19 protein-coding genes, 1 tRNA gene and 1 pseudogene are annotated in these 26,016 nt (G+C 61.7%); 14 read left to right on the top strand and 7 right to left on the bottom strand.

Features of this window, described 5'->3' with window-relative positions; translation table 11 throughout:
- The first annotated feature begins 116 nt into the window (after nucleotides 1–116).
- Nucleotides 117–192, top strand: a tRNA-Thr gene (locus tag M5B44_RS04500).
- Nucleotides 193–199: 7 nt separating this feature from the next.
- Here M5B44_RS04500 and M5B44_RS04495 read toward each other — a convergent pair.
- Nucleotides 200–703, bottom strand: a complete 504-nt coding sequence (locus M5B44_RS04495) for a hypothetical protein (protein WP_248738349.1) — start codon at nucleotides 701–703, stop codon at nucleotides 200–202.
- 276 nt (nucleotides 704–979) lie between these two features.
- Here M5B44_RS04495 and M5B44_RS04490 point away from each other — a divergent pair, with 276 nt between their 5' ends.
- Nucleotides 980–1,279: a DUF6388 family protein gene (locus M5B44_RS04490; protein WP_085729552.1), complete on the top strand. Its 300-nt coding sequence runs from the start codon at nucleotides 980–982 to the stop codon at nucleotides 1,277–1,279.
- Between the two features lie 51 nt (nucleotides 1,280–1,330).
- On the opposite strand, the gene nadC is transcribed toward M5B44_RS04490, so the two are convergent.
- Nucleotides 1,331–2,179: a carboxylating nicotinate-nucleotide diphosphorylase gene (gene nadC, locus M5B44_RS04485; protein ID WP_085711842.1), complete on the bottom strand. Its 849-nt coding sequence runs from the start codon at nucleotides 2,177–2,179 to the stop codon at nucleotides 1,331–1,333.
- A 255-nt stretch (nucleotides 2,180–2,434) separates the two neighbouring features.
- Here nadC and M5B44_RS04480 point away from each other — a divergent pair, with 255 nt between their 5' ends.
- The 6 genes and pseudogenes from M5B44_RS04480 (at nucleotide 2,435) to M5B44_RS04460 (ending at nucleotide 8,840) form a co-directional block, all read left to right on the top strand.
- Entirely contained in the window at nucleotides 2,435–4,624 is a 2,190-nt protein-coding gene (locus M5B44_RS04480; RefSeq protein WP_248738348.1) for a DUF1631 domain-containing protein, read from the top strand.
- A 63-nt stretch (nucleotides 4,625–4,687) separates the two neighbouring features.
- Nucleotides 4,688–5,248, top strand: coding sequence for a 1,6-anhydro-N-acetylmuramyl-L-alanine amidase AmpD (gene ampD / locus M5B44_RS04475; RefSeq protein WP_085711840.1), 561 nt, complete (start codon nucleotides 4,688–4,690; stop codon nucleotides 5,246–5,248).
- Nucleotides 5,245–6,081: a regulatory signaling modulator protein AmpE gene (gene ampE, locus M5B44_RS04470; RefSeq protein WP_085711839.1), complete on the top strand. Its 837-nt coding sequence runs from the start codon at nucleotides 5,245–5,247 to the stop codon at nucleotides 6,079–6,081. The genes ampD and ampE overlap by 4 nt, the downstream gene beginning before the upstream one ends.
- Before the next feature lie 218 nt (nucleotides 6,082–6,299).
- A pseudogene (locus M5B44_RS28940) lies at nucleotides 6,300–7,391 on the top strand (methyl-accepting chemotaxis protein); the annotation flags it as partial.
- Nucleotides 7,368–8,297 carry a methyl-accepting chemotaxis protein gene (locus tag M5B44_RS28935; protein ID WP_412546959.1) on the top strand — a complete coding sequence of 310 codons (930 nt, stop codon included), beginning with the start codon at nucleotides 7,368–7,370 and terminating at the stop codon, nucleotides 8,295–8,297. The pseudogene M5B44_RS28940 and the gene M5B44_RS28935, both read left to right, overlap by 24 nt.
- A 153-nt stretch (nucleotides 8,298–8,450) precedes the next feature.
- Complete coding sequence (locus M5B44_RS04460) at nucleotides 8,451–8,840, top strand: hypothetical protein (protein ID WP_248738346.1); 390 nt, start codon at nucleotides 8,451–8,453, stop codon at nucleotides 8,838–8,840.
- Here the strand turns inward: M5B44_RS04460 and M5B44_RS04455 are convergent, their stop codons facing one another.
- Nucleotides 8,841–9,617, bottom strand: coding sequence for a TatD family hydrolase (locus tag M5B44_RS04455; RefSeq protein ID WP_248738345.1), 777 nt, complete (start codon nucleotides 9,615–9,617; stop codon nucleotides 8,841–8,843).
- A gap of 3 nt (nucleotides 9,618–9,620) precedes the next feature.
- The gene (gene cra / locus M5B44_RS04450) at nucleotides 9,621–10,616 is read right to left on the bottom strand and encodes a catabolite repressor/activator (protein WP_248738344.1); all 996 of its coding nucleotides are present in this window, start codon (nucleotides 10,614–10,616) and stop codon (nucleotides 9,621–9,623) included.
- 306 nt (nucleotides 10,617–10,922) lie between these two features.
- On the opposite strand from cra, the gene ptsP reads away from it, so the two are divergent.
- Genes ptsP through M5B44_RS04430 form a run of 4 tightly spaced genes read left to right on the top strand, consistent with a single transcriptional unit; the run spans nucleotide 10,923 to nucleotide 18,071 of the window.
- Entirely contained in the window at nucleotides 10,923–13,784 is a 2,862-nt protein-coding gene (ptsP, locus tag M5B44_RS04445) for a phosphoenolpyruvate--protein phosphotransferase (protein WP_248738343.1), read from the top strand.
- Complete coding sequence (pfkB, locus tag M5B44_RS04440) at nucleotides 13,784–14,725, top strand: 1-phosphofructokinase (RefSeq protein WP_248738342.1); 942 nt, start codon at nucleotides 13,784–13,786, stop codon at nucleotides 14,723–14,725. Before ptsP ends, pfkB begins: the two co-directional genes overlap by 1 nt.
- An 11-nt stretch (nucleotides 14,726–14,736) precedes the next feature.
- On the top strand, nucleotides 14,737–16,470 hold the full coding sequence (locus tag M5B44_RS04435; RefSeq protein WP_248738341.1) for a PTS fructose-like transporter subunit IIB: 1,734 nt from the start codon (nucleotides 14,737–14,739) through the stop codon (nucleotides 16,468–16,470).
- Between the two features lie 59 nt (nucleotides 16,471–16,529).
- Entirely contained in the window at nucleotides 16,530–18,071 is a 1,542-nt protein-coding gene (locus M5B44_RS04430) for an alkaline phosphatase D family protein (RefSeq protein ID WP_248738340.1), read from the top strand.
- Between the two features lie 55 nt (nucleotides 18,072–18,126).
- Here M5B44_RS04430 and M5B44_RS04425 read toward each other — a convergent pair whose 3' ends face one another.
- Nucleotides 18,127–20,655, bottom strand: a complete 2,529-nt coding sequence (locus M5B44_RS04425; RefSeq protein ID WP_248738339.1) for a PepSY domain-containing protein — start codon at nucleotides 20,653–20,655, stop codon at nucleotides 18,127–18,129.
- Nucleotides 20,656–20,787: 132 nt separating this feature from the next.
- Nucleotides 20,788–23,106 (bottom strand): TonB-dependent receptor, encoded by a 2,319-nt coding sequence (locus tag M5B44_RS04420; protein WP_248738338.1) that lies wholly within the window; start codon nucleotides 23,104–23,106, stop codon nucleotides 20,788–20,790.
- Nucleotides 23,107–23,313: 207 nt separating this feature from the next.
- Here M5B44_RS04420 and M5B44_RS04415 point away from each other — a divergent pair, with 207 nt between their 5' ends.
- Complete coding sequence (locus M5B44_RS04415) at nucleotides 23,314–23,994, top strand: Fe2+-dependent dioxygenase (protein ID WP_248738337.1); 681 nt, start codon at nucleotides 23,314–23,316, stop codon at nucleotides 23,992–23,994.
- Between the two features lie 57 nt (nucleotides 23,995–24,051).
- The gene (locus M5B44_RS04410; protein WP_248738414.1) at nucleotides 24,052–24,753 is read left to right on the top strand and encodes a tetratricopeptide repeat protein; all 702 of its coding nucleotides are present in this window, start codon (nucleotides 24,052–24,054) and stop codon (nucleotides 24,751–24,753) included.
- 60 nt (nucleotides 24,754–24,813) lie between these two features.
- Here the strand turns inward: M5B44_RS04410 and M5B44_RS04405 are convergent, their stop codons facing one another.
- Nucleotides 24,814–25,977: a type III PLP-dependent enzyme gene (locus tag M5B44_RS04405; protein WP_039769212.1), complete on the bottom strand. Its 1,164-nt coding sequence runs from the start codon at nucleotides 25,975–25,977 to the stop codon at nucleotides 24,814–24,816.
- Between the last annotated feature and the right edge of the window lie 39 nt (nucleotides 25,978–26,016).

The raw sequence follows: 26,016 nt of genomic DNA, 5'->3' as shown, positions 1-26,016 counted from the left end.
TTAGCGCAATAAAAATGCCCCGCCGTGAAAACGGCGGGGCATTTTTTTGTCTGCGAAATATCGAGTCATTCTACGAAGTTGCCGACCTTCAATACCGGTGCTAGGTTTAGCCCACCGCCCGTGTAGCTCAGCCGGTAGAGCAGCGCACTCGTAACGCGAAGGTCGCAGGTTCGATTCCTGTCTCGGGCACCACTTCCCCTTATTTCACCTTGCGGCTCAACTCCTCGACGGTGCGTTTGAGCTGATCCATCGCGCGATCCTGATCGTTGAGCTTCTGCTTCAGGCTGGAAATTTCGCTGTTGTTCGAACTGGAACTTGAGCCGCTGTTGCGCTTGAGGTCGTCGACCTGACGGCTCAGCGTATCGATCTGACGATCCTGTTCCTTGACCTTGTTCTTCAGGTCATCAATCTCTCTGCCGCTGGAGCTTGAGCTCGAACCGCTGCTGCGCTTGAGTTCTTCGATCTGACGCGACTGGTCGTTGACGGTGTCGCGCATCTTTTTCAGGTCTTCGACACCGATACCGCTCTTGATCACCACGTCTTTGCCGAAATCGTTGTGAATGGCGGAGATCTGGTCGCCATAGGAAGGGCTGCTGCTACTCAGTTCAACGGCCATTGCGCTGGCCGGCAGGGCCAGTGTGCCCAGCAGGGCGGTCAAAGCGGTGGCGGACACAACAGAAGAAATCTTCGAAAAACTGCGCATCACTGGGTTTCCTTGTGAACAGCGAAGGTGAGTGCCGATATGGCACATCGCTATGACTTGGAAATCCGGTTTATGTTCCGCAGGTCAACTTTTTGTGGGAGAGATGTAAAGACCCGTGTAATTCGCTCGCCAAACGTCCTATATTCGCTGTCTGCATGAGCATCGCCCAGCAGTTTTCAGATGATCCCGAATGGTTCCGAAGGCCGGACAATCCGCGTCAGAGAGATCCTTGATGATCCAGATCCATCTTCCATTCTTACGATCAGCGAGAACGCCATGACTGAATTGACCCAAGAGCAACGCCACGAACAAGCGCTGGAGAAGTACAAACTTGATGCGCCGGAGTTGATGGACGAGATCAAGGACCTGAGTCCCGATGAGCAGAAGGACCAGATCCAGTGGGCGTTCGAAGATGAAGCCGAAGCCCAGGGTTTGCAGCCGTGGGAATTGACGCTCAAGTACACCAGCAGCCCTGAAGAGTTCGAGGCCAAACGCCTGGAACTGCACAAGGAGGCGGCCGAAGTGCTGGGTGTCGATTGGGAAGAGTACTGCGAGATGAATAATCTGGTGGTCTGAAACAAAAACGCCAGCCTCGAAAGGGCTGGCGTTTTTTATTGCGCGCTCGATTCAGAGACTGAGGCGCATCGACAGGTCCACGGCCTTCACATCCTTGGTCATCGCACCGATCGAGATGTAATCCACCCCTGTCTGGGCAATCGGCAGCAACGTGCTTTCGTTGATGCCGCCGCTGGCTTCCAGCTTCGCTTTGCCGCCGTTCAGGCGCACGGCTTCGCGCATGTCGTCGAGACTCAGTTCGTCGAGCATGATGATGTCGGCGCCGGCCGCCAGCGCTTCCTTCAGTTCATCCAGGCTTTCCACTTCGATTTCCACCGGTTTGCCCGGCGCGATCTTGTGTGCGGCGGCAATGGCCTGCGGGATTCCGCCGCTGGCGGCAATGTGGTTTTCCTTGATCAGGAACGCGTCGTACAGACCGATGCGATGGTTATGGCAACCACCGCAGGTGACCGCGTATTTCTGCGCCAGGCGCAGACCCGGCAGAGTCTTGCGGGTGTCGAGCAGTTTCACGTCGGTTTCGGCCACGAAGTCGGCCAGGTATTGCGCGCGGGTGGCCACGCCGGACAGCAACTGCAGGAAGTTCAGGGCACTGCGTTCACCGGTCAGCAGCGAACGGGCCGGGCCTTCCAGGTGAAACAACGGCTGGTTCGGCGAAACCCGTTCGCCATCGCGCACTTGCCAGTGCACCGCCACCCGAGGGTCGAGCTGACGGAACACCGTATCGACCCAGGCTGTGCCGCAGATGACAGCCGCGTCGCGGGTAATGATGGTGGCTTTGGCCAGGCGTTCGGCCGGGATCAGTTGCGCGGTGATGTCGCCGCTGCCGATGTCTTCGAGCAACGCACGGCGCACGTTGGCTTCGATTTCGGCGGTCAAATCGGCGAGACGTAGATTCGGCATAACGGGCTCCACAAACTAAGTGGCCCGATTATAGGGGCATGGCGTCGGCCAACCCAAGGCGAGAACGGCTACGTAGCGCTGCATCCGGTCGATTTTCTTTGAGCAAACCCGATTCCGTCGTGGTCACTGGAAGGTGACGGCTTATAGGGGAAACCCTGACGGCTCTGGCGCCGGAGACAACTTTTGCAAGATAATCCGCCTTGCATTTGACGCCATGACTTTGACGTCGGCAAATCACCGTTTCAGGAGGCTTGGATGCACAACGACGGGAATGTAGTGCCTTTGCACAAGGTTGCTACCGATCAGGCGACTCACTCGCCGCTCGCCCGCCTGCCTGTGATTCTGCTTCAGGTTCGCGACAAGGCTGCACAGCGCTTGCGCAATGGCCTGCAGGAACTGTTCGATAACGCCGACGACACGCTATTCGAAATGGCCGACCGGGCCCGCAACGACGTCGAACAGAACATCTTTTTCGAAGCCATGCGCGACTTGCGCCTCAAGCGCAAGAACATCGAGCGCGGCTTTCTCGAACAATTCTTCGAGGCCTTTGTCGGCCTCACTCAATATGATCCCGTACCGAATGTCGTGCCTCACGCGTTGCAGTACGAGGACACCACGGCGCGCACCGACGACATGGAGCGCAGCGTCGCAATCGAAACGATGGTGGGGCGCGTACTGAATCGCGACGGTTTCGCCCTCGATCAATTGACCGCGCGATTCAATGCGCTGCTCGGCAAATCCCTGGACGATCAACACAACCCGCTGGGCCCGGCGATGCTGTGTGAGTATTTCCTCCAGGCCGGGCGCAACCTGGGCGTGGAGATCAAGGTCAAGCTGATCCTGCTCAAACTGTTCGAGCGCTATGTGCTGGCCGACACCGACCAACTTTTCGCGGAGGCCAACCAACTGTTGGTCGCCACCGGGGTGTTGCCCGAGCTCAAGCCTGCACCGGCCCGCCGGGCCAGGGATCACGCCTCGGCCAGCGCGCACAGCGAGTTTGACGAACACGATCAATCGCCGGCGGACGCGGGCGTGCAGGAAGTTTTCGCCGCACTCCAGGAGTTGCTGTTGCACGTGCGCGGCAGTGTCGCGCCGACCCTTGAACCGAGTGCAGCGCCCCAGCCGATTTCCACCCGCGACCTGCTGCGTCTGCTCTCGCACTTGCAGCAGTACGTGCCGGCGTTGGCAGGACAAGAAGATTTCGATCTGCGCAATCAGCTTGAACAACTGCTGACTCGGGTCAGCGTGAAAAGCGGCAAATCGCGGATCGTCGGCGGTGCGGACGAGGATGTGATCAACCTGGTCGCCATGGTTTTCGACTGCATTCTCGACGACCGCAATCTGCCGGATTCACTCAAGGCGCTGATCGCCCGGTTGCAGATCCCGATGTTGAAGGTCGCGGTGATCGACAAGAGTTTTTTCAGTCGCAGCAGCCATCCGGCTCGACGCCTGCTCAATGAAATCGCCGAAGCGGCCATGGGCTGGGGTGAATGCGACGGCGACGCGCGCGACAGCCTCTATCTGCGCATCGAGCAAGTGGTGCAGCGCTTGCTGACGGATTTCGTCGATGACCCGGCGATTTTCTCCGAGTTGCTGGCGGACTTCCTCACCTTCACCAGCGACGAGCGCCGCCGCAGTGAACTGCTTGAGCAGCGCCTGCGCGATGCCGAAGAGGGCCGGGCGAAAACCGAACTGGCCCGCCTGCGTGTCGAGCAGGCGTTGAACCAGGCAATGCTCGGCAAAGTCCTGCCGCCGACGGTGGTGACCTTCGTCCAGTCGGCCTGGAGCAAAGTCTTGCTGCTGACGTGCCTCAAGCACGGCGATCAGTCCGCCGAATGGCAGGCCGACGTGCAGACCATGGAACAGTTGATCTGGAGCGTGCAGCGTCACGAGGATGCCGAGTCGGGCCTGCGTTTGCTGTCACTGGTGCCGGGACTGCTCAAGTCGCTGCGTGACGGGTTGAGTAGCTCGGCGTTCGATCCGTTTGCCACCAGCGAGTTCTTCAGCGCGCTGGAAGCGTTGCACGTTCGTTTGCTCCGGCCTTGCACCGAGCCGGATCAGGCCGAGTCGCCGCCGATGATCCAGGTGTCTCAGGCCATCGTTTTGCAGACCGCCGAAGAAGGTCATCCGATGTTGGGCCCGGAGCGTTTGCCGGCCGATGACGCCAGTCTGCGTCAGGTCGACCAGTTGCGCCTGGGTAGCTGGGTGGCGTTCGAAGAGGATGAGGAACACACCTTGCGCTGCAAACTGGCGGCGATCATCGAGGCGACCGGCAAGTATGTGTTTGTCGACCGCACCGGAACGAAAGTGCAGGAGCGTAGCCGCATCGCCCTGGCCATGGAGTTCCGTCGCGGGACGGTGCGGGCGCTGGATGACACGTTGTTGTTCGACCGCGCGCTGGAGTCGGTGCTCGGCAATCTGCGACGGCTCAATCGCGGCAAGTGATCGCGCGCCGGGGGCCGATCACGGCATACTGGGCGCAACACAGTCGGCGTTGAAGGAATCGGTATGCAGTTGGATCCCGCAAGCGGGTGGTGTCACGGGGTGCAGGTCTGCCCCTCGCCCAACTTCAATGAACGCCCGGCGGGCGAAGTCTCCCTGTTGGTCATCCACAACATCAGCCTGCCGCCGGCGCAGTTCGCCACCGGCAAGGTGCAGGAATTTTTCCAGAATCGTCTGGATGTCACGGAGCATCCCTATTTTGCAGGGATCGCCGACCTGCGCGTTTCCGCGCATTTCCTGATCGAACGTGACGGCAAGGTCACCCAGTTTGTCTCCTGCCTTGAGCGTGCCTGGCATGCCGGCGTGTCGGTGTTCGAAGGACGGGAAACCTGTAACGATTTTTCCGTGGGCATCGAGCTTGAAGGCACCGATGATCTGCCGTTCACCGAGGCGCAGTATCAGGCGTTGATCGTGCTGACCCGGCATTTGCAAAAAGCGTTTCCAGCGATCACTGTCGAACGTATCTGCGGACACAGCGACATCGCACCCGGACGCAAGACCGACCCTGGACCCGCATTCGACTGGGCACGCTACCGCGCCGCCCTGGCACAAGAGGAAGGACAATGAGTTTTCTGGTGTTACTGCTGGCGGTATGGATCGAGAAGTTCTCGGCCCTGCGCCATCGGGTTCAACGCGATGGCGGATGGATCCGCGAACTGCACAAGCTTGAAAGCGGCAACCTGGCAAAACGGCCGTGGCTGGTGCTGGTCATTCTGGTGCTGCTGCCGGTGGCATTGCTGGGGTTATTGCTGCTGGTGCTGGAGCCGGTCGCCTACGGCTTGCTGGCCCTGCCGGTGCATTTGCTGGTGGTGATTTACAGCTTGGGGCGCGGCGATCTGCTCGGCGGTCTCGGTCCGTTCCGTGATGCCTGGCGTCGGGAAGACTTGCAAGCCGCCGCTCACGTGGCCAAGCGCGATCTGGATATCTGCGCCGAGAGTGGCGAGCAATTGCTGGAACAAGTGCAGCGGCATCTGTTGTGGCAGGCCTACCAGAGCTTTTTCGCGGTGATTTTCTGGTACTTCCTGCTTGGCCCGGTTGCCGCGCTGAGCTATCGCCTGCTGGCGCTGGCTGAGGAAAACGCACAGAACCCGGCACTGGCCGAGCGGGCAGGGCAGCTGCGGCACGCGTTCGACTGGGTACCGGTGCGCCTGCTGGCGGCGAGTCTGGCTCTGGTCGGCAACTTCGTTGCGGTCAGCCGCATCATGCTGCATGAGCTGTTGAACTGGAACATCAGCGCCGCGCAATTGATCAACAGGGTCGGCCTGGCCGCCGGAGAAATCCCGCCCGCCGTCGTCGGCCCGGAAGGCATCAACACCCTCGATTGCCTGTGGGAGCTGCTGCTGCGTGCAGCGGTGTTGTGGTACGCCGGGTTTGCCCTTTGGACCGTCCTGATCCACTGATGCCTGCCTGAAGATCAAAATGTCGCCCGAACGCAGCCCGTGTTCGGGCGATTCTCTGCCGTTAACCTTAAGTTACAAAACCTCCCTTCGATTTGAGCTATACAGAGATAGCGCCCGATAGTGGCTATCTGCTGTCGCTCCGCGCCTGCCAATAAAAACAAGAAAAAAACCAAGGGAGACTTCCAGTGAAGAGCTTGCTCTATCCCGCCGTCTCGCTGATGAACCGCCTGAGCTTCGGCATGAAGTTCAGCCTGATCAGCGTGCTGTTCCTGGTACCGATGCTGGTGACCAACTTCTATCTGGTGCGCGATTCCTATCGCGAATTCCAGGGCACCCGGGTGGAGTTGCAAAGCCTCGACCTGCTGGGCAGCAGCCTGACCCTGCGTCGGGATCTGGAAACCCTCAACAACCTGGTGCAGATCAACGTCACCCTCGGCCAGTCGGGCAAGGCCGGCAATGTCGAGTCGCAAATCACCAGCCTCGAGCAAAACGTTCTGGCGCGCCTGCAAGGGCTGACGGCCATGACCGAGGACCCGGAACAGATCAAGGTCTTCGATGCCAAGCGCGATGAAATGATTGCCGCGTTCAAGGCCCAGCAAGCGGAGAACTCCCTGCAAAGCAAAAGTGCGCTGATCGGCAAACTGCTGGGCAGTGCGCAGATTTTCAGCCAGATCGTCGCCAGCCAGGCCGGTCTGAGCCGCGACACCCAGAGCGATATCCGCCAACTCAGCGAACTGGTCACCGCGATCACGCCAGCCATCACCCAGACCCTTGGCGAAGGCCGGGCCATGGGCTCTTTCTCGTTGGGGCAGGGGTTTCTCAACAGTTCCTCCAGCACCCGCTTCGATGAACTGCTGGCGCAGATCGAAAAGCTCCAAGGCGAGTACGGGCTGAAACTGCAGGACGCTCTGGGCTCGAGCAAGGCCGCGCGGGATTCGCTGAGTGCGGCGGCCGACGCCAGCAAGGCCACGCTGAAGCAGGCCAGCGAAATATTCGAAGAGCAAGTGGTGGTTGCCGAGACCCTCGATGCGCCGTGGCAGGCTTTTTACGATCAGGTCACCGGGCTGATGGACCGCACGTATCAGCTCAACGAAGCCACCCTGAAATTTCTCGATACCCAATTACAACAACGCCTGACGCAGAACCGCACGCACATGGTGTTGCAGGCCGTGGCGCTGTCTGTGGTGTTCGTGCTGATTTTCTACCTCTACGGCGGCTTCTACGCCTCGACCCGCAATACGCTAAAACGTCTTGGCGCGATGATGGACAAAGTCGCGGCCGGGGACATGACGGTCAACTTCGTGGCCCATAGCCGCGATGAACTGGGCGAACTGGGCGAGGTATTCAATGGCACGGTGCGCAAGATCCACGACCTGATCGAGCGGGTCGGTCATACGGTCGGCGAAGTCGAGCGTCAGGCCGGGCAAGTGGAAGATGTCTCGGCGCAAAGCAACCAGGCCGTGGCCGGTCAGCGTAGCCAGATCGAGCAGGTGGCCACGGCCATGAACCAGATGTCGGCGACCTCGCAGGAAGTCGCGCGCAGTGCGGCGGCTGCGGTGAGCAGCGCCCACAGCGTCAACGACGAAACCATCAGCGGACGTGGCCTGGTGGAGTCGCAGCAGGGCAGCATCGCGGCACTGGCCAGCGAGATCGATCAGTCGGTGCGGGTGATCAATCAGTTGGCCAGCGACAGCCAGTCGATCAGCAGCGTGCTGGAGGTGATCAAGAGCATTGCCGAGCAGACCAATCTGCTGGCCCTCAACGCGGCGATCGAGGCGGCGCGGGCCGGTGAGCAGGGCCGGGGCTTTGCGGTGGTGGCGGACGAAGTGCGGACGCTGGCCAAACGCACCCAGCAATCGACCGAAGAAATCGAGCAGATGATCGCCAAACTGCACGGCGGGGTCGGTGCAGCGGTGAAAGCCATGGGCGTCAGTCATTCGATGGCCAGCGGCACCGTCGGACAGTCGGAAAAGGTCCAGCAGGCGCTGGAAAACATCCTCGGTGCGGTAGGCATGATCGTTGATCAGAACCAGCAGATCGCCGCTGCCGTGGAGCAGCAGACCGCAGTGGCTCATGACATCGACCAGAACATCGTTGAAATCAACCGCGCCGGCGAGCGCACGGCCGAAGGTGCCTGTCAGACCGAAAATGCCAGTCGGGCACTGTCGGCGCAGGTGGTGGAGTTGAAGCAGTTGATCAGCGCGTTCCGGGTTTAAGCGGCCTGCCTCTCCGGAGGCAGGCATGTCGGAATAATTTGTAGTACTTCTTTGCTTACGTTTGTAAGCAATTTCCTGATTTCCTCCGTGCTCTGATTTTTCGTCTTCAATGGATCAAGATCACATCAACTGACCGTTTGGAGGAGGCCACACATGTCTGTTGCAACCCTGGGAGTCCAGGGCCGCTGTGCCCATTGCCAGACCACGCTGCTGCTCAAACCCTGGCAACTGAATGCCATCGCGATCAATGAACCGTTCACCTGCGCTCACTGCCAGAAAACCCTGGAGCTGCGCTGCCCGAAACAGATCAGACGCTTCAAATCTCTCGATTCGCTGGGCTGGTTGCGCTTCAGTGCATCGTTGACGGTGTGCACCGCGCTGCTGGTGGCGCTGGTGATGGAGTGGATCGGGCTGCTTAACGTGACGGAGCAGTTGAATGCTTCATTGATCGTGGTTTTCGTGTACTTCGCGCTGATGCGTTTTGTTCACCATCGTCAGCACATGACCCTGACGCTCGACGCGGTGAAGGCTCACGGCGACTGACTACCAGCCGAACACCTCACAGCAGTTGGCGGTGCTGGCTTCGGCAAGTTGTTCTGCACTGATACCCATCAATCCCGCAATCGCGTTGCAGATCGCCGGCAGATGCGCCGGTGTGTTGCGCACGCCGGGGTACATGGCGGGCGCCATGTCCGGTGAGTCGGTTTCCAGCACCACCGAGCCCAGCGGTAAATCCGCCAATACCCGATGCATACGCAAGGCCTGGGGCCAGGTCGGCGCGCCGCCGAGACCCAGTTTGAAACCGAGTTTGATGTATTCCCGCGCTTCTTCACGGCTGCCGGCAAAGGCGTGGATAATCCCGGCGCGCTTGAGCCTGAAACGCTTGAGCGTGGCAATCACCGCCGCGTGGCTGCGCCGCACATGGATCAGCGCCGGTAACTCGAAATCCGCCGCCAGTTGCAGTTGCGCGTCGAACAGTGCCTGCTGGCGTTCGCGGTCGAGGGTTTCAATGAAGTAATCCAGTCCGATTTCGCCGACAGCGCACAGTTGTCGATGACCGCGCAGCCGTGTCAGCCAGTCGCCCAGGGCAAGCAAGTCTTCCGGTCGATGCTGATCGAGATACACCGGGTGCAGGCCGAACGCCGCGTAAAGGTCGGGATCGCTTTGCACCAGATCCCACACTCGCTGCCAGTTGCCTTCATACACCCCCAGCACCACCATCCGCCGCACCCCGAGGGCACGGCTTTCGGCCATCAGCGCCGCACGGTCGGCGTCGAAGTCGGGAAAGTCCAGATGGGTGTGGCTGTCGATCAGCTCCACGGCTCAGTCCCGGTGAATGCGCTGCTTGAAGGTACGGGCGATGGCCTGCACGCCAGGCTGGTAATCCGATTGTTCGACCGCTGCCAGCGCCAGCGCCAGGGCCTTGTCGGCGATCAACTGGTGCTGCTGGGCCATGGCGTTGACCGGCAGCGGCAGGAAGTCCAGCAACTGGGTGTCGCCAAACGTGCCGAGACGCAACGGGCGGTTTTTCAGCGGGAAGTCATGCAGTGCATCGAACACGCCCTGCAGCAGTACGTAGGACGTGGTCACCAGCGCATCCGGCAAATGCCCGAGGCGTTGCAGGAGTTCTTCCATCAATTGCTTGCCGCACTCGCGGCTGAAGGACTCGGCGTGCTCGATCAGCACTTCGCCCTTGAAGCCGGCGAGGGCCTGTTTGAAACCGGCGGCACGTTCCTGGCTGATGCTCAGTTCCGGGCGGGCGCCCAGCAGCACTATCTGTTTCGGCTGCGGGTCGAGCAGGCTTTCGGTCAGGTGCAGGCTGGCCTCGCGGTCGTCGCTGACCACCGAGCAGAAATGCTCGGGGTCCATCACCCGGTCGATGGCGATGACCGGCAAGCCCTTGGCCTGCAACTGGCGGTAGCTGTCGTCACCGGCCGGCAGGCAACTGGCGACGATCAACGCATCGCAGCGTCGGGCGCGGAACAGTTGCAGCAGTTGCCGTTCGCTGTCAGGTGCATCGTCGGAGCTGGCGATCAGCAACTGATAGCCCCGCGCCCGGGCGCCTTGTTCCAGCAACTTGGCGATCCGCGCGTAACTGGGGTTTTCCAGATCCGGCAGGATAAAACCCAGGGTCCGGGTGTGCCGACTGCGCAGCCCGGCCGCCTGTGGATTGGGAGTAAAGCCGTGCTGATCGACCACCGCCCGTACCCGCTCGACGGTCGCGGTGCTGATGCGTTGCTGTTCGGCCTTGCCGTTGATGACGTAGCTGGCGGTGGTCACGGACACTCCGGCCAACCGCGCGATATCACTGAGTTTCAACCCGGGATTTCCTTGTTTTTTCGAGCTTGCCGCCACATTTTCGCCAATCCTACCCGATTCAGGCAGGCGACCATTGTCGCAGCGCATCCGACAAGTTGGACTTCAAGGATGAGACATTATCGAGTAACGTGCCGATCAATCTAGATTAAACGTTTCAGCAAGCGTATTTTCTACGTTTTAGACGCCTTTGGCCGGTTCTGCCGTGAAACCGCCAAAACTGCCTCCTGAAAGGGAAGCCTACAAGCGCCTAAGCTGCAACCATTCAAAACAATACCTGGCGCACCAACGCGTCAAAAAGGAGATCGCATGCTCGAGCTCACTGTAGAGCAGATATCCATGGGCCAATCGGCTGTGGATAAACCCGCCGCCCTGCAATTGCTGGCCAATCATCTGGTCGCTGATGGTCTGGTCGCCGACGGTTACCTGGCCGGTTTGCAGGCGCGGGAAGCCCAGGGCTCGACCTTTCTCGGTCAGGGGATTGCGATCCCCCATGGCACGCCCGAAACCCGCGATCAGGTATTTGCTACCGGCGTGCGGCTGATGCAGTTTCCCGACGGCGTGGACTGGGGCGACGGGCAGATCGTCTACCTGGCCATCGGCATCGCGGCCAAATCCGACGAACACCTGCGCCTGCTGCAATTGCTGACCCGCGCCCTCGGCGAGACCGATCTGGGCCAGGCCCTGCGCCGCGCCAGTTCGCCCGAAGCGTTGCTGAAACTGCTACAAGGCGCGCCGCAGGAACTGGCACTGGATGCGCAGATGATCGGCCTCGGCGTATCTGCCGACGATTTCGAAGAACTGGTCTGGCGCGGTGCGCGTCTGCTGCGTCAGGCTGATTGCGTGAGCAACGGTTTTGCCGGGGTGTTGCAGCAAGTCGAAGCGCTGCCGCTGGGTGATGGATTGTGGTGGCTGCATAGCGAACAGACCGTGAAGCGTCCGGGCCTGGCGTTCGTCACGCCGGACAAACCGATGCGTTACCTCGGTCAGCCCCTCAGTGGTCTGTTTTGCCTGGCCAGTCTCGGCGAAGCGCATCAGGCGTTGCTCGAGCGTTTGTGTGCGCTGCTGATCGAAGGTCGCGGCCATGAACTGGGCCGTGCCACCAGCAGTCGCAAAGTCCTCGAAGTGCTCGGCGGCGAGTTGCCGGCCGACTGGCCGAGTGCGCGGATTGCCCTGGCCAACGCCCATGGCTTGCATGCGCGGCCGGCGAAGATTCTCGCGCAACTGGCGAAGAGTTTTGACGGTGAAATCCGTGTCCGCATCGTCGACGGTCAGGACAGCGCTGTATCGGTGAAGAGCCTGAGCAAACTGCTGAGCCTCGGCGCCCGTCGCGGCCAGGTGCTGGAAATCATCGCCGAGCCGAGCATCGCTGCCGATGCCTTGCCGGCCTTGCTGGCCGCCATCGAAGAAGGCCTCGGCGAAGAAGTCGAACCGCTGCCGGCAGTCAGTCAGCAACGCGAAGTCATTGCCGACATTGCCGAAGTCCTGAGCGCCCCGGCCTCCGGCAGCCTGCTGCAAGCGATTCCCGCCGCCCCCGGTATTGCCATCGGCCCGGCACACATTCAGGTCCAGCAAACCATCGATTACCCGTTGCGTGGCGAGTCCGCTTCCATCGAACGTGAACGCCTCAAGCAAGCGCTGGCCGATGTGCGCCAAGACATTCAGGGCCTGATCGAGCGCAGCAAGGCCAAGGCGATCCGCGAGATTTTCATCACCCATCAGGAAATGCTCGACGACCCGGAACTCACCGACGAGGTCGACACCCGCCTCAAGCAGGGCGAAAGCGCCGAAGCGGCGTGGATGGCGGTGATCGAGGCCGCCGCGAAGCAGCAGGAATCCCTGCAGGACGCCTTGCTCGCCGAACGTGCTGCCGATCTGCGCGACATCGGGCGTCGGGTGCTGGCGCAACTGTGCGGCGTGCAGACGCCTGCCGAGCCTGAGCAACCGTACATTCTGGTGATGGATGAGGTCGGTCCGTCCGACGTGGCGCGGCTCGATCCGGCGCGGGTGGCGGGGATTCTCACCGCCCGGGGTGGCGCCACCGCTCACAGCGCCATCGTGGCTCGCGCGCTGGGCATTCCGGCACTGGTCGGTGCGGGCGCAGCGGTGTTGCTGCTGAAACCGGGCACGCCGTTGCTGCTCGACGGCCAGCGCGGTCGCCTGCATGTCGATGCGGATGCCGCGACCCTGCAACGCGCCGCCGAAGAACGCGACACACGCGAACAACGCCTGAAAGCCGCCGCCGAACAACGTCACCAACCGGCGCACACCACCGACGGCCACGCCGTGGAGGTGTTCGCCAACATCGGCGAAAGCGCCGGTGTGATCAGCGCGGTGGAGCAGGGCGCCGAAGGCATCGGTCTGCTGCGCACCGAACTGATTTTCATGGCTCACCCGCAGGCGCCGGACGAGGCGACTCAGGAAGCCGAATACCGCCGCGTCCTCGATGGCCTCGCCGGCCGGCCGCTGGTGGTGCGTACCCTCGACGTCGGCGGTGACAAACCGCTGCCGTATTGGCCGATCGCCAAAGAAGAAAACCCCTTCCTCGGTGTGCGCGGGATTCGCCTGACCCTGCAGCGTCCGCAGATCATGGAAGCGCAGTTGCGCGCCTTGCTGCGCTCGGCGGACAACCGTCCGCTGCGGATCATGTTCCCGATGGTCGGCAGCGTCGACGAGTGGCGTCAGGCCCGGAACATGACCGAGCGCCTGCGTCTGGAAATCCCGGTCGCCGACCTGCAACTGGGGATCATGATCGAAGTGCCATCCGCTGCCTTGCTGGCGCCGGTGCTGGCCAAAGAGGTCGACTTCTTCAGCGTCGGCACCAACGACCTGACCCAATACACCCTGGCCATCGACCGTGGTCATCCGACCCTGTCCGCCCAGGCGGACGGCCTGCACCCGGCGGTGTTGCAACTGATCGACATCACCGTGCGTGCGGCCCATGCCCACGGCAAATGGGTCGGTGTGTGCGGCGAACTGGCGGCGGACCCGCTGGCGGTACCGGTGCTGGTCGGCCTCGGCGTGGATGAACTGAGCGTCTCCGGACGCAGCATCGCCGAGGTCAAGGCGCGCATCCGCGAACTCAGCCTGACCCAGACGCAAACCCTTGCTCAACAAGCCCTGGCCGTGGGCAGCGCCAACGAAGTGCGCGCATTAGTGGAGGCCCTGTAATGGCCAAGATTCTTACCCTGACCCTCAACCCGGCGCTGGACCTCACGGTGCAGTTGCGGCGTCTGGAACCCGGTCAGGTCAATCGCAGCGACGAGATGCACACCCACGCTGCCGGTAAAGGCGTGAACGTCGCGCAGGTGCTCGCCGATCTCGGTCATCAACTGACCGTCAGCGGATTTCTCGGCGAAGACAATCTGCAGGCGTTCGAAAACCTGTTCGCCAAACGCGGCTTCGTCGACGCCTTCATCCGCGTTCCGGGCGAGACCCGCAGCAATATCAAAGTGGCGGAACAGGAAGGACGAATCACCGACATCAACGGTCCGGGGCCGGTAGTGGGCGCAGTGGCGCAACAGGCGTTGCTGGATCGACTGGTGCAGATTGCGCCGGGGCATGACGCGGTGGTGGTGGCCGGCAGTCTGCCGCGCGGGGTCAGTGCGAAGTGGTTGCGCGAATTGATCGAGCGCCTGAAGGGGCTGGGCCTGAAAGTGGCGCTGGATACCAGCGGTGAAGCGCTGCGCACGGCACTCAAGGCTGGGCCGTGGCTGATCAAACCGAACACCGAAGAGCTGGCCGACGCGCTGGGGTGTGAAGTGCTGTCCCACGTTGCAGAGGCAGAAGCGGCCAGTCGCTTGCACGCCCAAGGCATCGAGCACGTGGTGATTTCCCACGGTGCCGACGGTGTGAACTGGTTCAGCGTCGGCTCGGCGTTGCATGCCACGCCGCCGAAGGTCAGCGTCGCCAGCACGGTCGGTGCCGGCGATTCGTTGCTGGCCGGCATGCTCCACGGTCTGCTCAGCGCCGATACGCCGGAACAGACCCTGCGCACGGCCACGGCGATTGCGGCGCAGGCGGTGACCCAGATCGGTTTCGGTATTCACGATGCTGCGCAACTGACGCAGCTCGAACAGGGCGTGCGCGTGCGTCCCCTGACAGAACAATAAGAGGGTTTGTCATGAAGTTAGCCATCGTCACGGCCTGCCCGAACGGCATGGTCACCAGTGTGCTGTGTGCCCGGCTGTTGGATGCCGCGGCCCAGCGTCAGGGCTGGAGCACCAGCGTCGAAGTGGTGGATGCGGCGCATCCTGAACGCGCGTTGTCGGCGGCCACCATCGAGGCGGCGGAGTGGGTGTTGCTGGTGGCCACCGGCGACATCGACATGACGCGTTTCATCGGCAAGCGCGTATTCCGGATCGCGCCGGCGCAAGCGCTGCAGGATGTCGAAGCGGCGCTGCGTCGCGGTGCCGAAGAAGCCGAAATCCATGTCGCCGGCGAAGTCGCCCCGGCTGCGGTCGAGCAACGCGTGCCACGCATCGTCGCCGTCACTGCATGCCCGACCGGCGTGGCCCACACCTTCATGGCCGCCGAAGCGTTGCAGCAAACCGCCAAGCGTCTGGGCTATGAGTTTCAAGTGGAAACCCAGGGATCGGTGGGAGCGAAAAATCCCCTGAGCGCAACAGCGATTGCCGAGGCCGACGTGGTGCTGCTGGCAGCCGATATCGAAGTCGCCACCGAGCGATTCGCCGGCAAGAAAATCTACCGCTGCGGCACCGGGATCGCGTTGAAGCAATCCGAAGCCACGCTGAAAAAAGCCCTGGCCGAAGGCAAGCAGGAAAGCGCTGCAAGCGACGGCAAGGCCCCGGCCAAACAAGAGAAAACCGGCGTCTACAAACACCTGCTGACCGGTGTGTCGTTCATGCTGCCGATGGTGGTGGCGGGCGGTTTGATGATTGCGTTGTCGTTCGTGTTCGGCATCACCGCGTTCAAGGAAGAGGGCACGCTGGCGGCGGCGCTGATGCAGATCGGTGGCGAAACCGCGTTCAAATTGATGGTGCCGTTGCTGGCCGGTTACATCGCCTACTCGATTGCCGACCGTCCGGGCCTGGCGCCGGGGATGATCGGTGGTTTGCTGGCGAGTACGTTGGGCGCCGGGTTCATCGGCGGGATCGTCGCCGGTTTCATTGCCGGTTATGCGGCGAAGCTGATCAGTCGTTATGTGGCATTGCCGCAAAGTCTGGAAGCGCTGAAGCCGATTCTGATCATCCCGCTGTTCGCCAGCCTGATCACCGGGCTGGTGATGATTTACGTGGTCGGCAAACCGGTGGCCGGGATGCTCGCGGCGCTCACGCACTTCCTCGACAGCATGGGCACCACCAACGCGATCCTGCTGGGTGTGTTGCTGGGCGGCATGATGTGCGTCGACCTCGGCGGGCCGATCAACAAGGCTGCGTATGCGTTCTCGGTGGGGCTGCTGGCTTCGCAGAGTTACGCACCGATGGCCGCGACCATGGCCGCCGGCATGGTGCCGCCGATTGGTCTGGGCATCGCTACGTTCATCGCTCGACGCAAGTTCGCCCAGACCGAACGCGAGGCGGGCAAGGCGGCGCTGGTGCTGGGCTTGTGCTTCATTTCCGAAGGGGCGATTCCGTTTGCCGCGAAAGACCCGTTGCGGGTGATCCCGGCGAGCATTGCCGGCGGTGCGCTGACCGGTGCGCTGTCGATGTACTTCGGCTGCAAGCTGATGGCGCCCCACGGTGGCCTGTTTGTGCTGGCGATTCCGAATGCGATCAACCATGCGCTGCTGTACCTGCTGGCCATTGTCGCGGGCAGTCTGCTGACGGCGGTGGTGTATGCGCTGGTCAAGCGGCCGGAAGCGGTCGAGCTGGCGCTGGAGCCGGCCAACGCCTGAGGTGTCATACCCGCTTCATCTGGTGATGGTTAAGTTTTCCTTTTTTCAGGGAGAACAGCATGAGCGATTTCAACCTCGGTCGCCGGCGCGTGATGCAAGTGGTCGGCGCCGGTTTGCTGATGCCGGGGCTGGCGCCGGCCGTGATCGCCTCGGTCAAGGATCGACCGCAACTCACCGACGGCGTGCAGTCCGGCGACCTGCAGGGCGACCGGGCAATGATCTGGAGCCGCAGCGACCGCCCGGCGCGGATGGTGGTGGAGTGGGACACCCGCAGTCAGTTCCGCCATCCTCGGCGTGTCATCTCCGCGTTGGCCGACGCGCGCAGCGATTTCACCGCCCGCGTCGAGCTCACCGGATTGCCCGCCGATCAGGCGATTTTCTATCGCGTGTATTTCAAGGACGCCCAGACCGGCGTCGCCAGTGAACCGTGGCTCGGCCACCTGCGCAGCGCACCGACCGCACGGCGCAATATCCGATTCGTCTGGAGCGGCGACACGGTCGGTCAAGGCTTCGGCATCAACCCGGACATCGGCGGCATGCGCATCTACGAATCCATGCGTTTGCGTCTGCCGGACTTTTTTATCCACAGCGGCGACACCATCTACGCCGACGGCCCGGTGCCGGCGCAACTGACCACCGAGGGTGGCCGCGTGTGGCGCAACCTCACCACGGAAGCCAAGAGCAAGGTCGCCCAGACCCTCGACGATTATCGCGGCAACTATCGCTACAACCTGATGGATGAAAACATCCGCCGCTTCAACGCCGAAGTGCCGCAGATATGGCAATGGGACGACCATGAAGTGGTCAACAACTGGTCGCCGGGCAAGCAGCTCGACGAGCGCTATCAGGAAAAAGATATCCACACCCTGGTCGGGCGCGCGCGTCAGGCCTGGCTCGAATATTCGCCGATGCGCCGTCAGGCAGCGGACGGTGGCGGGCGGATTTATCGCAAGTTGAGCTATGGGCCGATGCTCGATGTGTTCGTGCTCGACATGCGCAGCTATCGCGGCGCCAACGACGACAATCTCGGGGCGGAAAAACCGTTCCTCGGGCGTGAGCAACTGAACTGGCTCAAGCGCGGATTGAAGGCCTCGAAAGCCCAGTGGAAAGTCATCGCGGCCGACATGCCGATCGGTCTTGGCGTGCCGGACGGTGAAGTCAGCCCCGGCGTGCCGCGTTGGGAGGCCGTGGCCAACGGAGACCCCGGCCCGGCTCAGGGCCGTGAGCTGGAAGTCGCGGAATTGCTCGGGTTTCTACGTAAACATCAGGTGCGCAATTTCGTGTTCCTGACAGCGGACGTGCATTACTGCGCGGCGCATCACTATCACCCGGAACGCGCGGCGTTCCAGGATTTCGAACCGTTCTGGGAGTTTGTCGCAGGACCGTTGAATGCCGGGAGCTTCGGACCCAATCCGCTGGACAAGACTTTTGGCCCGGAAGTGGTGTTCCAGAAAGCGCCGCCGACGCAAAACGCCTCGCCGTTTGCCGGATTCCAGTTTTTTGGCGAGGTGAATATCGAGGGGCAGAGCGGGGAGATGAGCGTGGTGTTGCGGGATCTGAACGGGGTGGCGGTATTCGAGCAGAAGTTACAGCCGACCTGAGTTCAGCGCAAACAAACTGTGGGAGCGAACTTGCTCCCACAGTTGTTATTTATGGTCAGTAAACGTCGCGGCGGTAGCGACCCTGTTCGATCAGGCGTTCGACTTCTTCGGCGCCGAGGATGTCATGCAGCGCCAGGTCGACGCCTGACGCCATGCCTTGCAGGCTGCCGCAGATGTAGATTACGGCACCGTCCGCCAGCCACTTCTTCAGTTCCCCAGCCGATTCGCGCAAGCGGTCCTGGACGTAGATCTTCTCGGCCTGATCCCGGGAGAACGCCAGGTCCAGACGCGCCAGATCACCATTGATCAACCACTCTTCGAGTTCTGCGCGGCAGAGGAAATCGTGTTCCCGATTGCGCTCGCCGAACAACAGCCATTGGCGCTGCTGCCCGTCGGCAATCCGCGCCTTGAGCAGACTGCGCAAACCGGCAAGGCCGGTGCCGTTACCCAACAGGATCATCGGCACAGGCTGGTTCGGCAGGTGGAACCCGCTGTTACGCCGAACCCGCAGGCTGATGCTGCCGCCCACCGGCGCGTGCTCGGTCAGCCATCCGGAGCCGATGCCGAGGGTGCCGTCGCTGTGCTGTTCCTGACGCACGATCAGTTCCAGTACGCCGTCGGCGGCAATCGAGGCGATCGAGTATTCGCGCATCGCCAGCGGCACCATCGCATCCACCAGCGCCTGAGCGTGCAGGCCGACCAGATGGGCGCGGTGCTCGGGCAACTGGCGGGTGGCGAGGGCCACTTCCAGCGATTCTTCCAGGCCGTTGACCTTCACGCTGGTTTCGCCGCGAATGCCGAGGCCGTCGAGGAAGTGTTCGATGGCCCACGGGCAGTTGCGCGGCAGCACTTCCACCAGGTCGCCGGCCAGCCAGCTGCTGGTATCCGGTGCGGAAAGTCCCAGCAGAAACACTGGCGAGCCGCTGCTGTCAGGGTTCATCAACTCGCGGCGGACCAGCGTCCAGTTGCCGTAGCTCGGTGCCTGCCAGGTATCGACCGGCACCTGGCCGGTGATCAGACCGAGCTGGGTCTGCCAGTGCCGCAGCGCGTAAGGGTCGCCGCTATCGACTTCCACCGGGGCGAACAGGGTCTTGCCGCCGTGTTCGCCCAGCCATTGATGCAGGCGTCGGGCGAAGCCGCAGAAGTGCTGATACTGACGGTCGCCGAGACCGAGCACCGAGTAGTTGAGGTTGTCGAGAGCCGAGGCACGGTTCAGGACTTTGCGCTCGAAACCGCGAGCGCTGTCCGGCGCCTCGCCGTCGCCGAAGGTACTGACCACGAACAGCGCGTTGTTTGATTCCTGCAGATCCTGTTCGCTGACATTCGCCAACGGCTGCACTTTCACCGGCAAACCGGCGGCCTGCAACTGGCCTGCCGTCTGCCAAGCAAGTTGTTCGGCAAAACCGCTCTGGCTGGCGAAACCGATCAGCCACGCCGGGCCATCGCCGGCCGGTTGTTCGAGACCCTGACGGGCATCCTTGATCTGCTTTTTCTTGCGTCGGCGATCCAGGTACAACAGCCAGCCAGTGATGAAGAACAGCGGCATCAGCACCGCCGCGACCGTCACGATGATCCGCCCGACCAGACCGAAATAGCTTCCGACATGCAGCGCATAAATGCTGGTCAGCAATTGCGCCTTGAAGCTCTTGTCGGCGTAGCGGTCGACCCGTTTGACGACGCCGGTGGCCGGGTCGAGGGTGATCTGGTTCAGCGCACGCTCGTGGGGCGAGTTGTCGAGCAGGTAGAACACGGTCGCCGGTTGGCCGGCCACTGGCGGCATGCGGATGTTGTAGGAGGCGAGGCCTGGACCGGCGGCGCTGTAGATGCTGATCCACATGGCTGCGTAATCGGCAGTCGGCGCCGGACCTTCGGGAGCCGGGCCACGGCCGCCGCGCACGCGCTCGTTTTGCGGCGCGTCCGACAGCAGTTTCGTCAGGCCTTTGTTGTACCACTCGTAGGACCAGGACAGTCCGGTCAGCGCCAGCAGCAGGTAAACCAGCATGCACCAGGTGCCGAACACCGAATGCAGGTCCCAGTTGAAGCTGCGGCCCTTTTTCTTCCAGTCCAGGGTCAGCCACACGCGCCAGCTGTTCCATTGGCGCGGCCAGCGCAGATAGAGGCCGGACAGGCAGAAAAACAGCAGCATCAGGGTGCAGGCGCCGGTGATGTTGCGGCCGGTATCGCCCATGGCCAGGAACCGGTGCAGCTGCAGCATCAGGCCGAAGAAGTCCTGGCCGGTGGCCTCGCCCTTGAACTCGGCGGTGTAGGGGTCGAAGTAACGCATCTCGCCACGGCGCTCGCCTTTCGGCGGAGTGAACCAGACGCGCCCGGCGGTGCCGCTCTCGGTCTCGACCGAGAGCATCGAGACTTTCTTGCCCGAGGCGGCTTCGATCTGCGCCACCAGCTCGGCGGGTGGCAGGACGCCGGCGACCTGTTTCTCCACCTGCAACACGGAGGGGTTGAGGGCTTTCAGGATCTCGTCCTGAAACGAATAGGCAGCGCCGGTGATGCCCATCAGGGCCAGCACCAGCCCGGCAGTGATGCCAAAAAACCAGTGCAACTGGAACAGGGTTTTCTTCAACACGTCGCTAGCCTTGTCCGTTCGAAAGTGATGTTCACGGCGTGCATTATGCCGTGGGTTATCGAGAAACGTTCTTTATTACGCACAAAAGCCCCGTTCAAGTGAATGAACGGGGCTCGGTACTTCCCTCTTCGATCAGAAGTGGAAGTTGGTGCTCAGCAATGCCGTACGGCCCGCCGCCTGGTTGGCGAAGTGAGTCGAGAAGGCTTTGTCGTAGTAGGTTTCGTTGGTCAGGTTCTGCACGTTCAGTTGCAGGTCGACGTTTTTGGTCAGCTTGTACGCGGCCATCGCGTCGTAGCGAACGTAGGAATCGACCATGGTGGTGTTGGCCACGCTGCCGAACACGTCATCCACGTAGAACGCACCGCCACCGATGGTCAGCTTCGGCGTGACCTGGTAAGTGGTCCACAGGCTGGCGCTGTTTTTCGGCGTGTTAGGCAGTTCGTTTCCGTCGGTGGCACGGTTCAGCGGGCCGCCATCAACCTGTTCGCTGTCCATGTAGGCGTAACCGGCGAACACTTGCCACTTGTCGGTGATCTTGCCGCTGGCAGACAACTCGATACCTTGTACACGAGTCTTGCCGGCGTTTTCGTACGAGGTGGTATCAACCTGGACACGAGCGTTTTCTTTCTCGGTGCGGAAGATGTCGGCGGTCAGCGACAGGCGATCGTTCAACAGATCCCACTTGGTGCCGATTTCGTAATTCTTGGTGGTTTCCGGCTCCATGTCGCTCTTGAGCAGGTTGCCGTTGCGATCGGTGGTGCCGCTCAGCGGGTTGCCGTCCATGCCTTCGCCGAGGGTGTTGCCTGGTGGCGTGGCGGAGGTGGCGTAGGACGCATAGATGCTGCCGTTCTCTGCCGGTTTGTAGACGATGCCGAACTGACCGGTGACGAACTCGCTGGTGTCAGCACCTTTGGCGGTGGTGGTGCCCGCGTTGGTGTAGGTGTGGTAGCCGGTTTCGAAGTGGTCGTAACGCAGGCCCATGTTCACCAGCCATTGCGAGGACAGTTCCAGAGTGTCGAACACATACAGCGCGTAGGTATCGGACTGGGTGTCGGTGCCGGCGTAGTTGCGCGAGATTGCGCCGTTCCACGGATCGTTCGGGTTCGGGTTCGACAGCGAGGTGCAGTTGTAGCCGCTCGACGCGCCGATCATCGACGGGGTGCAGTTGGTGGTCGCGGCGCTGGTGCGCGGCGTGGTGTCGGTGTTGACGTTGTACGAGGATTTGCGGCTTTCCTCACGGGTGTATTCGACACCGGTGGAGAAGCTGTTCTTGAAGCCCGCAACGTAGAAGTTGCCGAACAGGTCAGTCTGGTTGGTGGTGGTCTCGGTGTTGCTCACGCGAGTGTTCGCACGACGCCAGACGCTGCCGTTGTTGACGTTGCCCTTGCTGTCGTCCGGCTGGGTCAGGATGTAGTCCTGCATGCTGGTGCCGTGACGCAGGGTGTTCTTGATGGTCAGCGAGTCGCTCAGGTCATGCTCGATGGCGAAGGTCGCGGTGTCGGTACGACCCTTGCGGAAGTCGCGACCGTCCAGACCGTAGAAGTTGCTGTGATCGCCACCGGAGTACGGCTTGTCCGGGTTGGACTTGGTGCGTGCCGCCGAACCGGCCTTCGGAATGGTGTACGGGATGCCCGAATCCGGCGTGTCGTTGCTTTCGAGATGGTAGTAGTCGAGGTTGACGCGTGTGTCGGTGCCCAGGCCGAAGGCCAGGGACGGCGCGATGCCCCAACGGTCGTAGTCGACGCTGTCGCGACCGGCGACGTTGCTCTCGTGGCTCATCAGGTTCAGACGGCCGGCAGCGGTATCGCTGAACTGGTAGTTGCCGTCCAGGGTGTAGCGCTGGGTCTGGTCGGAACCCCAGGTGAAACCACCGTCGAACGAGTTGCCCAGGTGGGCTTTCTTGCTCACCAGGTTGATGCTGCCGCCAGCTGCGCCGCGACCGCCGATAGCGGAGTTCGGGCCCTTGCTGACTTCAATGTTTTCCACGGCGAAGATCTCGCGGCTCTGGGAACCGGTGTCGCGCACGCCGTCGAGGTAAGTGTCGCCCTGGGCATCGAAACCACGGATGAACGGACGGTCGCCCTGCGGGTTGCCACCTTCACCGGCACCGAAGGTGATGCCCGGTACGGTGCGCAGCGCATCCTGCATGTTCAGGGCGCCGGTGTCTTTCAGGACTTGTTGCGGAATCACGGTGACCGAGCGCGGCGTGTCGACCAGCGGCGCGGTGTACTTGGGCGAGGAGGCTTTCTCGACCTGGTAGGACGTCGAGTCCTGGGCTTCGCCGGTGATGGCGGTGGCGTCCAGGGCAATGGCATTGCCGGAGGCTTTGCTGTCGGTCTTTTCGGCCGCGAACACCATGTGGCCTGCGGAGCCGGCGGTCAGTGCAACGCCGATGGCAGAGGCGAGCAGACGTGGTGAGCTGACGGGTAATTGTGCGTGTTGACGTGACATTTTTATTCCCCTCCCCAAGGATTTGAGGCGGCGGAATATAGGGTAAACAGGTATTCGTATCAATTGCGAAACATTGTTATTCGCGACGAATTTACATTCTTTACAATTTAACCTTACGGTTTTTGCCGATTCATTCGTCTAGCGGGTTTTACACAGCCAATAAGAATCAATACCATTGCCGCCTCTTTGCCATCAGGTGACTTCGACATGCTGCTGCACATCCCCGCTCTGTTCGAGAAAGACGAAGTGCGGCGCATCCGCGAGGCTCTGGAACAGGCCGACTGGGCCGATGGCAAGATCACCGCCGGCTATCAATCGGCGAAGGCCAAGCACAATTTGCAACTGCCGGAAGGTCACCCACTGGCCAAGGAAATCGGCGCCGCGATGCTTGAACGCCTGTGGAAAAATCCGCTGTTCATGTCGGCCGCATTGCCGCACAAAGTATTTCCGCCGTTACTCAATTGCTACACGGCGGGCGGCAGTTTCGATTTTCACATCGACAACGCGGTGCGTCAGCCCAAGGGCAGCATCGAGCGCGTGCGCACCGATCTGTCGGCCACGCTGTTCTTCAGTGAGCCCGAGGATTACGACGGCGGCGAGCTGGAGATCCAGGACACCTACGGCACCCAGCGCGTAAAACTGCCCGCCGGCGACATGGTGCTGTACCCCGGCACCAGCTTGCACAAGGTCAACGCCGTCACCCGCGGCGCACGTTATGCCTCGTTCTTCTGGACCCAAAGCCTGGTGCGCGAAGACAGCCAGCGCGCCTTGCTGTTCGAGATGGACGGCGCGATCCAGCAACTCACCCATGACATGCCCGATCACCCTTCGTTGATCCGCCTCACCGGCACTTATCACAACCTGTTGCGTCGCTGGGTCGAGGTCTGAGTGGCGGATTTTCGTTTGCGCCGCGAGGAAGTCCTCGACGGCGAACGCCTCACCGCGATGCTTGAAGAAAGTCCGGCCCGCGCGGCTCAAGCGATTCTGATGGCGGCGGGTGAGGGCGTGCTGGAGGCACAGGCGCTGCTCGGGCAGATTCTGCTCGATGGTCACGGGATCGCTCAGGATCAACCGTTGGCATTGCGCTGGTTTGGAATCGCCGCAGGACAAGGTCATCTGATGGCGCGAAACATGCTCGGCCGTTGCCATGAACATGGATGGGGTTGTGTGGCCGACGCGGCGGTTGCCGCCAGGCATTATCGCGTTGCAGCGGATGCCGGGCTGGATTGGGCGATGTACAACCTCGCCAATCTGCTGGCGACCGGGCGCGGTGTAGCGGTCGATCATCTTCAGGCCATGACGCTGTATCAACGCGCGGCCGAAGCCGGTCATGCCAAGTCGATGAATCTGCTCGGGCGTTATCTGGAAGAAGGGCAAGTGTGCCCGGCGAATCCCGTAGCGGCCCGTGACTGGTATCGACGTTCGGCCGAGGGCGGGGATTTTCGCGGGCAGTTCAGTCATGCGGCGGTGCTGGCGGCTGAGGGGCGCGTCGACGACGCGATTGTCTGGCTGGAGAAAGCGCTGACCGGCGGCAATCTGAATTTCCTGAGAGTGGCGAGCCAGACGCTGGCGAGCGCAACCGATCCTAAAATCCAGGCACTGGCGCAGGCATACGCTCACCGCTGCGTCGAGTTACAGAACACCTGAATCGCAGCCACAAAAAAGCCCATGACACGTCATGGGCTTTTTGCATTACGGCAGCAACGCTTACACGTAGAACGACTTCAGTGGCGGGAAGCCATTGAACTCTACGGCGCTGTAACTGGTGGTGTACGCACCGGTCGACAGCCAGTACAGGCGATCACCGATCGCCAGGTTCAGCGGCAGGCCGTACTTGTAGTTTTCGTACATGATGTCGGCGCTGTCGCAGGTCGGGCCGGCGATGACGACTTCTTCCATCTCGCCTTTCTTCTCGGTCCAGATCGGGAACTTGATCGCTTCGTCCATGGTTTCGATCAGGCCGGAGAACTTGCCCACATCGGTGTACACCCAACGCTCGACGGCGGTACGGGATTTGCGCGCAACCAGTACCACTTCACTGACCAGGATACCGGCGTTGGCGATCAGCGAACGGCCTGGCTCCAGGATGATTTCCGGCAGGTCATCACCGAAGTCTTCCTTGAGGAAGCGGATGATTTCTTCGGCGTAGGTTTCCAGGCTGTTGGTGCGGGTGATGTAGTTGGCCGGGAAGCCACCGCCCATGTTGATCAGCTTGAGGTGGATGCCGTCTTCTTCCTTCAGGCGCTCGAAGATCACTTTGACCTTGGCGATCGCCGCGTCCCAGACGCTGATGTCACGCTGTTGCGAACCGACGTGGAACGAGATGCCGTACGGCACCAGACCCAGGTCGCGGGCGAGGATCAGCAGGTCCATGGCCATGTCGGTCTGGCAGCCGAATTTGCGCGACAGTGGCCAGTCGGCCGTGGTCGAGCCTTCGGTCAGGATGCGCACGTAGACTTTGGCGCCCGGCGCAGCCTTGGCGATGTTGCGCAGGTCGGCTTCGGAGTCGGTGGCGAACAGGCGCACGCCCTTCTCATAGAAGTAGCGGATGTCCTTGGATTTCTTGATGGTGTTGCCGTAGCTGATCTGGTCCGGGCTGACGCCACGGCTCAGCACTTTGTCCAGCTCATAGATCGAGGCGATGTCGAAGCTCGAGCCTTTCTCTTTGAGCAGGTCGATGATCTCGACGGCCGGGTTGGCCTTGACCGCGTAGTAGACCTTGGCGAATTCGAAACCGGCGCGCAGGTCATCGTAGGCCTGGGCGATCATCGCGGTGTCGATCACCACGAACGGGGTTTCCTGCTTGTCGGCGAACGCCTTCATTTTCTGAAAGGTTTCGCGCGCGAAATAGTCTTCGACCTGGATCGACATACTTGGGAGCTCCTATGGGCAAACGGGTAAAAACAATGG

The sequence above is a fragment of the Pseudomonas sp. MWU12-2029 genome, from assembly GCF_023242425.1.
Lineage (GTDB): Bacteria > Pseudomonadota > Gammaproteobacteria > Pseudomonadales > Pseudomonadaceae > Aquipseudomonas > Aquipseudomonas kribbensis.
The sequence above is the reverse complement of the archived record's forward strand: the minus strand, read 5'-3'. Positions and strand labels throughout refer to the sequence as shown.

Excerpts from the sequence above, each read along its gene's own strand:
- M5B44_RS04480 (WP_248738348.1), top strand. The coding sequence starts at position 2,435 with ATGCACAACGACGGGAATGTAGTGCCTTTGCACAAGGTTGCTACCGAT.
- ampE (WP_085711839.1), top strand. The coding sequence starts at position 5,245 with ATGAGTTTTCTGGTGTTACTGCTGGCGGTATGGATCGAGAAGTTCTCG.
- M5B44_RS04435 (WP_248738341.1), top strand. The coding sequence starts at position 14,737 with ATGAAGTTAGCCATCGTCACGGCCTGCCCGAACGGCATGGTCACCAGT.
- nadC (WP_085711842.1), bottom strand. The coding sequence starts at position 2,179 with ATGCCGAATCTACGTCTCGCCGATTTGACCGCCGAAATCGAAGCCAAC.
- M5B44_RS04460 (WP_248738346.1), top strand. The coding sequence starts at position 8,451 with ATGTCTGTTGCAACCCTGGGAGTCCAGGGCCGCTGTGCCCATTGCCAG.
- M5B44_RS04405 (WP_039769212.1), bottom strand. The coding sequence starts at position 25,977 with ATGTCGATCCAGGTCGAAGACTATTTCGCGCGCGAAACCTTTCAGAAA.
- M5B44_RS04420 (WP_248738338.1), bottom strand. The coding sequence starts at position 23,106 with ATGTCACGTCAACACGCACAATTACCCGTCAGCTCACCACGTCTGCTC.
- M5B44_RS04410 (WP_248738414.1), top strand. The coding sequence starts at position 24,052 with ATGCTTGAAGAAAGTCCGGCCCGCGCGGCTCAAGCGATTCTGATGGCG.
- M5B44_RS04430 (WP_248738340.1), top strand. The coding sequence starts at position 16,530 with ATGAGCGATTTCAACCTCGGTCGCCGGCGCGTGATGCAAGTGGTCGGC.
- ptsP (WP_248738343.1), top strand. The coding sequence starts at position 10,923 with ATGCTCGAGCTCACTGTAGAGCAGATATCCATGGGCCAATCGGCTGTG.
- M5B44_RS04415 (WP_248738337.1), top strand. The coding sequence starts at position 23,314 with ATGCTGCTGCACATCCCCGCTCTGTTCGAGAAAGACGAAGTGCGGCGC.
- M5B44_RS28935 (WP_412546959.1), top strand. The coding sequence starts at position 7,368 with ATGACGGTCAACTTCGTGGCCCATAGCCGCGATGAACTGGGCGAACTG.
- M5B44_RS04495 (WP_248738349.1), bottom strand. The coding sequence starts at position 703 with ATGCGCAGTTTTTCGAAGATTTCTTCTGTTGTGTCCGCCACCGCTTTG.
- ampD (WP_085711840.1), top strand. The coding sequence starts at position 4,688 with ATGCAGTTGGATCCCGCAAGCGGGTGGTGTCACGGGGTGCAGGTCTGC.
- pfkB (WP_248738342.1), top strand. The coding sequence starts at position 13,784 with ATGGCCAAGATTCTTACCCTGACCCTCAACCCGGCGCTGGACCTCACG.
- M5B44_RS04490 (WP_085729552.1), top strand. The coding sequence starts at position 980 with ATGACTGAATTGACCCAAGAGCAACGCCACGAACAAGCGCTGGAGAAG.